Source organism: Streptomyces sp. NPDC038200, assembly GCF_055600785.1.
In genome coordinates this window covers 62195-70965 of sequence record NZ_JBVJYH010000004.1, presented here as the reverse complement: position 1 = coordinate 70965, position 8771 = coordinate 62195, and the positions used below count along the sequence as shown (strand labels likewise).

Here is an 8771-nt window from a genome sequence, read left to right as displayed (position 1 = left end):
CGGTCCCCGCAACTCCTCAGGGGCGCGGGCAACGGCGCGCCCAACCCCGACGCACCCGCAAGCCTGCCCACACCCGGGGCACTTCCGCGAGTCCGGTCCCCGCAACTCCCTAGGGGCGCGGGGAACTACGCGCCCGGCCCCGACGCACCCGCACCCGCACGACGGCCCGCCCCCGACGCACCCGCACCCGCACGACGGCCCGGTCTCACCCGCCCGCATCGCGCCGCCGCCGTGCCTGCCACGCCGCCGCGGCTGCCAGAAGGGCGACCGCTCCCGCGCCGATCGGCAGACCCAGCGAGGGCCCGCTGTCCGACCCGGTCTTCTTCGCGACACCCCCGTCGTTCTTCGCGGCACCCCCGTCGTTCTTCGCGGCACCCGCTTCCTCCGCCGAGACCTGCTCCCCGCACCCCTTCACCGGATACCCGGCGATCGCGCACAACAGCGCGTTGGCGTCGTACCGCAGCGGCTCGGCCACAGCGGCCAGCGCATCCGCACCGGTGGCATCGGACGCCACCCGCGCACAAGCCGTACGGCGCCCCGGCGGCGTCTCGCCGGACGGCGCATCCGCACGGCTGCCGAAGTCCAGCACCACGGCCACCCGCTTCGTCCCCGACTTCTCGGCCGTACCCGCACAGATCGTGTCGAAGTCCGCCGCACCGCGCGGCCGGCTCGCGTCCGCGGAGTCCGCGCTCACCGCGAACCGGAAACCCTCCACCGCGCCGTCGTCGGGACGCGTGGTCGACGGGCCCTGCGTGGCGTACGCCCAGTGGTCACCGGTGCGCTCCCAGAAGGACCAGTAGCGGTAGCCGGCGGCGTCGGCCTGCCCGGCGGAGCCGAGGAGCAGCGCGGCGACGAGCACCGGCACGGCACGGCGGACGGCACTCACGGCTGCCGCTTCTTCCGGCCGCTGAGCAGGAAGCCGATGCCGATGCCGGCGACGAGACCGATACCGACGATCCACCAGACGCCGGTGCCGGAGTCCTCCGCGTCCTTCTCGTCCGACGCCGATTCGTGCGCGGCGGAGTCCATGTGCGGCGCGGGACCGAGGGCGTTGAGGGAGCGGACCAGGCTGGTGCCGTCGAAGTCGCCCGGCTGCTCCCCGATCGCGTGCGCGGCGAGGATCAGCTGCGCGTACGCCGCCGGGCCGCTCAGCCGCGCCCAGTCACCGGCGTTCTTCTCCAGCCAGGCGTACGCCTTCTTCGCCGGCTGGGTCCGGCCGTCCGCGGCGAGCGCGACGACGGCGTCCGCGGTGTTGCCGAAGTCGGGCTGTGCCTTGGCGCCGGGCATGGTGGACATCAGGTGGCCGGACTTGGCGAGGACCGCCGCCAGGTACGCGCCGGCGTTGTCGGCGACCTGCTCCCGGGAGAGGTGGCCGGCCTCGGCGCAGGCGTCCTGCGCCGGAGCCTTGCCGGTCTGCGCCACGAAGCCCTTGCCGAGCGCGCCCAGCACACCGGCCGCCGTCGCGTCCGCGTTGGCGGCCAGTTCGCCCTTCTTGTCCGGCTGGTAGGCGAGCGCGCCGCCGCCGTCCTGGTCGCAGGGGATCGACCAGGCGGGCAGCGCGTCGTAGGGGGACTTGCCGGACTTGCGGACGTCGGCGGGGTCGGCGCCGGCCGCGGTCAGCGCGCCGATGACGACGGAGGTGGAGTTGGCGTCGCTGCCGGTGCCGGGGAAGTAGCCCCAGCCGCCGTCCTTGTTCTGCACGGACTTCAGCCAGTCCACGGCCTTGCCGACGGCACCACCGCGCCCGCCGACCGCGGCCAGCGCCTGGACGGCGGCGGCCGTGCTGTTGGTGTCGGTCTTGACCTTGTCGTCACAGGGCTTCGCCGGAGCGGCGCGGAACGCGGCGAAGGCGCCGTCCGCGCACTGCTGCCCGGCGAGCCAGTCGACGGCCTCGGCGGCCGGCCGGTAGCCGAGCGTCCGCTGGGCGACCAACGTCAGCGACTGCCGCCACACGCCGTCGAACGTCGGGTCGCTCTTGCCGTACAGCCCGGCGGGGACCGTCGTCTTGGAGGCGGACGGGGACGGGTCGGCGGCCGTGGCGGGCGCGGCTGCGGCCAGCACGCCTACGGCGGCGAGAGCCGCGGCACTGCGGCGGACGTTCATGGTCGGCGACTGCCTCTCCTGCGGGGAGCCGGGCAGCGCACGGGTGACACCCCGGGCGGCTCGGCTCCGTAGACCTCGACGGTGCGGTGCGCGGCGGGCCGCCTGCGCACGTGAGCCGGTCAACGTTCCGCCCGGGGCGATCCGGCTCACCGCCTCGCGGCGGCACACGGTTGCGGGTCAGCGCCGGAATTGCACCGGCTTCCCCCCGTACGGGTGTGATGACGACTCCGCCACTTTACCGGCCGCCCGACGCGAGCCGAGGGGTGGCCGTGGGCACACCGGCGCGGTGACCGGGGTCACGGTCGTGACGGGGGGGCGGGGAGATGAGCCCCGCCCTCCGGGCGGGCGCCGGGAGCCGACGCCGGGACCCGGGCCGCGTACCGGTTCGCCGCGGGCGTCGGCGTCAGGCGCGTGCCGTTCCGCCGCGGGCGTCGGCGTCGGGCCGCGTGCCGTCCCGCCGCGGGCGTCACCGTAGCCGTCAGGCCGCGTAGACGTCCGCCGCGGGCGTCACCGTCGCCGTCAGATGGCGGGCCATCCGGCGCAGGCTCTCCTCGCACGCGGCGGCGTCCTCGCCCGTCGCCACCCAGTGGGCGAGGCGGTCGGTGACGTCCGCGTGCGGGGCCGCCGTCACCGGGTCGCCGGTCCGCCGGGTGAGCACCATGCGCTCGGCGGCCGGCTCGTCCTCGGCGGCGGGGTCCAGATACAGGTGGGTCAGGCGGCCGGTCACCGCCGGGTAGGCGAACTGGACGGCGGCGGCCCCCTGCCGGGTGGGGGTCAGCTCCGGGTGCCGGCCGGTGGCCAGGGCGGCCGCCGCACCGGCCAGATCGACGCCGGTGGCCTGTTCCACCAGCAGCGGGATCAGATCGCCGGGCAGATGCGGGGCGACGGCCAGGACACGGGGGCCGCGCTCGGTCAGCCGCAGGGTGAGATGCGCGACCGTGTGGGTGAGACCGAGGGCGCGCACGGTCCGTTCGACGCACTGGCGCAGGAACCGGTTGTGCAGCAGCCCGTCGTGGGCGTGGACACCGTGCCGCAGCGGGCGGCGGGCGGGCGGCGGACCCGCCGTCGTACGGGTGAGCGCGACGATGCGGACCTCGTCGTCCAGGACGACCGTCTCGGCGGACACCAGCGACCCCTGCGCGGCCTCGGGGTCCTCGGGACCGGCCGTCGGCACGCTGTGCCGCCGCAGCAGCGCCCGTGACGCGACGGGGTCCGCGCAGGCCGCGGCCGTCTCCTCCGGCAGGCCCGGTAACCCCAGCCGGCCCGCGATCCGCGCCGCGGTGACCAGGTGCTCCCCGGACCAGGTCAGCACGCCGCCCACCGCGGACCCGGCCGCGTACCGCAGCACCGCCTCGGTCGTCTGCGCCTCCCGGGCCGGGTCGGCCGCGAGATGGCCGGCCAGATACGGGCACGCCCACGCCGGGGGGTCCGGGTCGACCAGCACCACCGGGCACACCGCGGCGATCCGTGCCAGCGAAAACTCGTCGCACTCGTCCCGGCGGCCGGCCCCGAGGAGGAGGACGGGCTGCGCCATGGGTGCCTGGACCTTCCTCGGGGTGGAGGCGGACGAGGAACACCCCGGGTGCCGCTCCCCCATAGGCGGCACCCGGGGCGGGTCGGATCTTGCTCTCCGTGCAGTGATCCTCACCCACCGCACCGTCAACTGTCAACGATAACTGCGTAATTGCGCAGGGAGCCTTGTCACGTCTGGTCGCCGCACGGGCGAGCGGGTAGCCTCGCGCCCAGCCGCCGAACGGACGACCGCCCAGGGGGGACCTCGGTGAGTGACTCCTACACCTCGCTGGCCGATGTCCTGGACCGGCTCGGCGAACTGACCGGGCGGCCCGGACGGCTGCCCGAGTCCCTCGACGTGGCCGGTCTCTCCTACCGCACCGGCATCCCCGTCTGCGTCGTCGTCGACCTGCTCTCCGGCGGCCGGGCCGGCGAGACCTGTCTGGCCCAACGCGTCCGCCAGCGACTGGACTTCATCCGGGAGAGCCGGCGCCGGCCGGACGGCAAGCGGTACTCGCTGGACGAGCTGGCCCGGATCGCCGGCACCAGCCGGCAGTGGCTGAGCGAATGGCGCAAGAGCGGCATGCCCAGCCTGGAACACGCCGACCGGCTGCGCCGGTTCTTCGGCCTGTCCGCGGGCTTCTTCACCGCGGACGAGCCCGAGGCGCTGCACGAGGCGCTGCAACCGGTGCTCCAGAGCCTGGAGGCCGAGGCGGACCCGCTGCTGCGGCTGCGCGAGAGCGGACTGATACGACTGGCCGCGCGGGCGCCGCAGATGAACGCCCGGCAGCTCGCCACCCTGGCCGACCTGGCCGAGATGATCATCGCCTCGGAACGGGCGGGGGACACCGGGCGTGCCTGAACAGTCCGCAGGCCACGAGCATCCGCGGTCAGCGGCGTCCCCGAAGCAGCCGAAGCCCTCTCGGTCGCCGAAGCGCTTCCTCGACCGGCTCGTGCGCGACACCGTCCGCACCCTCACCCCGCCGACCGCCCCGGAGGCGTTCCTGCACGCGCTGTGCGCCACGCTCAGCCCCCGACTGGACCGCCCGGTCCGGCTGAAGTTCGTCGCGTTCCCACCCGGCCTGGACGTCTCCGGGATCACCCTCGCACGGGACGACGAGTACATCGTCGTGGTCGAGGACCGGGCCCCGGACCCGCACAAGTTCGTCATCACGGGGCACGAGATCGGCCACATCCACTACGGCACGCTGGACGTGCACTACCCGGGCGGGCTGCCCGCCGCCGCCCGCCGGCTGCTGTGCCGCGCCGAGGACTCCGTCCCCTGGGACCGGGTGGTCGCCATGGCCACCCGCTCGCCCGCCGCCCCGGCGGCCGAGGCCGAGTGGGAGGCCGAGGAGTGCGGGCTGCGGCTCGCGGCGAAGTTCTCCAAGGTCGTCGGGCCCGGCGCGGCCGGCCGGATGACCCAGGACACCCTCACCGACCGGCTGTCGTCCTCGTTGTGCAACATCGGCGGCCCGTGATGCGCTGGGACATCGCCGGCTGTTTCACCGCCTACGCGGTCCCGGCCGCCCTGCTCGCCGTCGCCTTCGTGATCAAGCTGCCGCTGCTGCGGCGCGCCTGGCAGGACCCGATCCTGCGGGCCACCGCCCTGCTGCTCGGCATCGGCGCGATCGTCTTCGCCTCGCTGCCTCCGGCCAGCCTGCACCGCATCAACATGCTCGTCGGCGTCCCCAACTTCGCCGGTGTGTGGGTGTACTCACTGCTGACCGTGTACTGCGGCGCCTGTCTGTGGCTCATCATCACCTGGCGCGAGCCGCCGTCCGCGGTGCGCCGCCGCCGCACCCGCCTGGTCTGGGTGGCGTACACCGTCATCATCGTCGGCCTGTGGACGACGTTCCTGCTCGGCGACCACCACGAGGAGCGGCTGCGCGACCTCGACACCTACTACGCCGACACGCCCTGGATGCGCGAGTTCGTGCTGCTCTACCTCGTCGCGCACCTGGTGTCCGCGGTGGTCGCGGCCGGGATGCTGTGGGCCTGGTACCGGGAGATCGAGGACAAGTGGCTGCGCCGGGCGGTCATCTTCCTCCAGGAGGCGTACGCCCTCGGGCTCCTCTTCGACATCGGCAAACTCGCCGCGGTCGGCGCCCGGTGGAGCGGCCGGGACTGGGACTGGCTGTCCACGTACGTCGCCCCGCCGTTCGCCATCGCCGAGGCGGCCCTGGTGGCCGTCGGCTTCATCGTCGGGCAGGCCGGGCCCTGGGCCGAGGAGCGCCGACGGCTGGTGCGCACCCACCGGCGCCTGAAACCGCTGTGGCAGGTCATGCTGACCGTCTCCGCGCCGGCGGCACCCGCGACCGGCCGGGTCAGCGGTGCCGCCCTCCGCCTGGAACTGCGCCGGGCCGCCATCAACGACGGCCTCCTCAAGCTGGCCCCGCACCTCTGCGCGGACCGGCGGGAGCGGTGGCGGCAGGTGGCGACGGCGGCGGGCCACCCGGAGCCCGACGCCCGGAGCATCGCGGCGGCGGTGGACATCTTCGTCGCGGCCGAGGCGCTGCGCGCACCCGGCGACCGCGACCGTCCGCCGCCGACCGGGCACCCCGGGTTCGCCTGCGTCCCCGACAGCGAACTGGAGTCGGTCGCGGGCGCGTTGCGGTTCCACGCGGCGGCCGTCGAGAGGTTCCGCAGGCAGGCGGTCGCCGCGGAAGACCTCGCCTCACCCGCCTGACGCGCCCCCGCCCGGCCCCGCCGTCGCCCAGGGTCACACCGCCACGTACGTCACCGGCTCGCTCCCCGGCACCGGCTCCGCCCGCCCCAGCTTCACCAGGCGGCGCAGATGGGACTCGGCCTCCGAGACCGCGATGGTGCGGGAGCCGAAGGGGATGTCGGCCCAGGGGCGGTTCCACTCCATGCGTTCGGCGAGCTGCCAGGGGGTGAGAGGCTCGGCCAGGAGCGCGAGCAGGTCGCCCAGGCGGCTCTCGTGGTGGTCGAGCAGCACCCGTACGCGCGCCGGGGCGTCGGTGAAGGCGTGCTGATGGGCCGGGAGGATCTCGGCGGGGGCGAGCCGGCCGATCCGCTCCAGGGAGTCGAGATAGTCCCCCAGCGGATCCGTCACGGTCGCGTCGTCGGGATCCTCGTACAGCCCGATGTGCGGAGTGATCCCGGGCAGCAGGTGGTCGCCGCTGAACAGGCGGCCGTGGCCGGGGAGCCGGGCCGGGTGCTCCTCCTCCAGATGCAGGCAGACGTGGCCGGGTGTGTGCCCCGGGGTCCAGATCGCGCGCAGCCGGCGGCCCGGCAGGTCGAGAAGCTCGCCGGGGACGATCTCCCGGTCCGGCAGGGCGGGCGAGAGGCCGGGCAGCGACCCCCTCCGGGGGGCCCGCAGCGGCGCCACGTGCTCCTCGGGCGCGCCGGCCGCCGCCAGCTTGGCCGCCATGTACGAGAACCACCGCTCCGGCCGGCTCTCCCGTGCCCGGCGCACGATCGCCGTGTCGGCCGCGTGCAGCGCCACCCAGGCGCCGGATGCCTCGCGCACCCGCGCCGACAGGCCGTGGTGGTCCGGGTGGTGGTGGGTGACGACCACGCCGTGGACCTCGCCGACCGCCGTACCGCACTCCGCCAGTCCCGCCGCGAGCGCGTCCCAGGACGCGGGATCGTCCCACCCGGTGTCGATCAGCACCGGGCCCCGGTCGGTGTCCACCACGTACACCAGCGTGTGCCCGAGGGGATTGTCCGGGATGGGCACCTGGACGGACCGCACACCCCCGCCGTGATCGAAGGTCACCACCATCAACTCCCCGCCCCCTCCGCCGTGCGGCCATGGCCCACTATAACTAGAACTGGTTTCAATGGGCGTTCAAGTCGACTGACTGTATGGGGTGTTGGCCTGCCCTGCCGTCTCTTGAGGTCTGCGGGTGACCTGCCGCCGGCATCGAGGAGCGCGCATCGAGCTGCCCTCCCGCAGGCACGTCGCGCTCAGAGATCCCCGCCGGATCCGGAACCGATACAGTGCGGCCATGGGGAGGCGCATCAAGGGGAGTCGTGCCCGCAGTCCCGAGGGCGGTCGTGCCCGCAGTCCCGAGGTCGCCGTCACGCTGGTGCACGGCACCTATGCCCGCAACGCGGCCTGGACGACGAGTGACAGCGCCTTGCACGCGGCACTGACGGCAGCTGGTTACCGCGTGGCCTCGTTCTCCTGGTCCGGCAAGAATTCGCACCGGGCTCGGGACCAGGCGACCAGTGAACTCGTCGCTCATCTCGAAGGCCGGATACGGGACGACCCGAGCGCGCGGCAATGGATCGTCGCCCACAGCCACGGAGGAAACGTGGCGCTCCGGGCAATGACGGCTGTCGATGAATCCGATCCCCGAAGGGGTCCCTTGTCCGCGATTACGCTCGCGACCCCCTTCATTCATTCCCGCGGCCGGGTCGTATCGGTTTACCAGGCCCTGATGACGGTGCTGTTCGGCGTTCTGCTGGTCGCGGGCGGATGGACAGGTGTCTTCAGTGCGCCAAGAAGCCTGATCGACTGGATATTCATAGCGTTCGCCTCGTTGTTTCTGCTGACGACCGCCCTCTGTGTCGTCGGGCTGATCATGCACAGGGGAAAGCTGGGGCCCGGTTTCCGCGATAAGCTCGTCACATCCGTGCATTCCCCTTCTGTCGATGTGCATCAGATCGCGGTGATGCGGTCCGCCGGCGACGAAGCGTCGACACTTCTGGTTGCCGGTCAGTTCGTCGGATGGCTGACCGGTGTGACCGGCCGCATGTTCGGCAGTCTGGGGCTGTGGAGCTTCATCATTCTCAGCACGCAGGCCTCGATTCTGCTTTCTGTGGCACTCGACACCCGCAAGCTTGCCTTCATGCAATACGTGTTCGCGGTTCCGGGACTCGCCCTCGTGGCACTGATCACGCTACTGCTCAGTTCGTCGTTGGTCTTCGGTGTGGACGGCCCGTTCGTCAGCCTCTTCGCGTTCAGTTCGGTCGAGGCGACTCCGCCCGGCAAGGCGCTTCTCCTGCAACTGGAACCCTTTGCGTCGCGGGGGCGGCGTCTGGCGCATTCGCGCCTGTACGACGACGAGCGGGTGATCCGCGAGATCGTGGAGATGATCGGCAGGTCTTCGGTGACCGCGACGCGTCACGTACCGCACCCCTGAAAGCCGGGCCGACGGCGCTCACCCGTGTCCGGGTGACGGCAT

General features: G+C 73.4%; 8 protein-coding genes. 4 read left to right on the top strand and 4 right to left on the bottom strand.

What is annotated here, in order from left to right; translation table 11 throughout:
- Positions 1–205 precede the first annotated feature (205 nt).
- The 3 genes from ACZ7KF_RS10175 to ACZ7KF_RS10165 all read right to left on the bottom strand — a co-directional run bounded on the left by ACZ7KF_RS10175 (position 206) and on the right by ACZ7KF_RS10165 (position 3637).
- On the bottom strand, positions 206–886 hold the full coding sequence (locus tag ACZ7KF_RS10175) for an SCO2322 family protein (protein WP_471071163.1): 681 nt from the start codon (positions 884–886) through the stop codon (positions 206–208).
- Positions 883–2103: a prenyltransferase/squalene oxidase repeat-containing protein gene (locus tag ACZ7KF_RS10170; RefSeq protein ID WP_471071160.1), complete on the bottom strand. Its 1221-nt coding sequence runs from the start codon at positions 2101–2103 to the stop codon at positions 883–885. Before ACZ7KF_RS10170 ends, ACZ7KF_RS10175 begins: the two co-directional genes overlap by 4 nt.
- 478 nt (positions 2104–2581) lie before the next feature.
- On the bottom strand, positions 2582–3637 hold the full coding sequence (locus tag ACZ7KF_RS10165) for a hypothetical protein (RefSeq protein WP_471071157.1): 1056 nt from the start codon (positions 3635–3637) through the stop codon (positions 2582–2584).
- A gap of 246 nt (positions 3638–3883) precedes the next feature.
- On the opposite strand from ACZ7KF_RS10165, the gene ACZ7KF_RS10160 reads away from it, so the two are divergent.
- The 3 genes from ACZ7KF_RS10160 to ACZ7KF_RS10150 are packed head-to-tail and all read left to right on the top strand — an operon-like array spanning position 3884 to position 6304.
- A complete protein-coding gene (locus tag ACZ7KF_RS10160) occupies positions 3884–4477 on the top strand; it encodes a helix-turn-helix domain-containing protein (protein ID WP_471071154.1) in 594 nt (197 codons plus the stop codon).
- Complete coding sequence (locus ACZ7KF_RS10155; RefSeq protein ID WP_471071151.1) at positions 4470–5096, top strand: hypothetical protein; 627 nt, start codon at positions 4470–4472, stop codon at positions 5094–5096. Before ACZ7KF_RS10160 ends, ACZ7KF_RS10155 begins: the two co-directional genes overlap by 8 nt.
- Positions 5096–6304 carry an MAB_1171c family putative transporter gene (locus ACZ7KF_RS10150; RefSeq protein WP_471072207.1) on the top strand — a complete coding sequence of 403 codons (1209 nt, stop codon included), beginning with the start codon at positions 5096–5098 and terminating at the stop codon, positions 6302–6304. The genes ACZ7KF_RS10155 and ACZ7KF_RS10150 overlap by 1 nt, the downstream gene beginning before the upstream one ends.
- 33 nt (positions 6305–6337) lie before the next feature.
- Here ACZ7KF_RS10150 and ACZ7KF_RS10145 read toward each other — a convergent pair whose 3' ends face one another.
- Positions 6338–7363 (bottom strand): MBL fold metallo-hydrolase, encoded by a 1026-nt coding sequence (locus tag ACZ7KF_RS10145; protein WP_471071148.1) that lies wholly within the window; start codon positions 7361–7363, stop codon positions 6338–6340.
- A gap of 226 nt (positions 7364–7589) precedes the next feature.
- Here ACZ7KF_RS10145 and ACZ7KF_RS10140 point away from each other — a divergent pair, with 226 nt between their 5' ends.
- A complete protein-coding gene (locus tag ACZ7KF_RS10140; protein ID WP_471071146.1) occupies positions 7590–8729 on the top strand; it encodes an esterase/lipase family protein in 1140 nt (379 codons plus the stop codon).
- Positions 8730–8771: the final 42 nt, after the last annotated feature.

Excerpts from the sequence above, each read along its gene's own strand:
- ACZ7KF_RS10150 (WP_471072207.1), top strand. The coding sequence starts at position 5,096 with ATGCGCTGGGACATCGCCGGCTGTTTCACCGCCTACGCGGTCCCGGCC.
- ACZ7KF_RS10170 (WP_471071160.1), bottom strand. The coding sequence starts at position 2,103 with ATGAACGTCCGCCGCAGTGCCGCGGCTCTCGCCGCCGTAGGCGTGCTG.
- ACZ7KF_RS10140 (WP_471071146.1), top strand. The coding sequence starts at position 7,590 with ATGGGGAGGCGCATCAAGGGGAGTCGTGCCCGCAGTCCCGAGGGCGGT.
- ACZ7KF_RS10145 (WP_471071148.1), bottom strand. The coding sequence starts at position 7,363 with ATGGTGGTGACCTTCGATCACGGCGGGGGTGTGCGGTCCGTCCAGGTG.
- ACZ7KF_RS10165 (WP_471071157.1), bottom strand. The coding sequence starts at position 3,637 with ATGGCGCAGCCCGTCCTCCTCCTCGGGGCCGGCCGCCGGGACGAGTGC.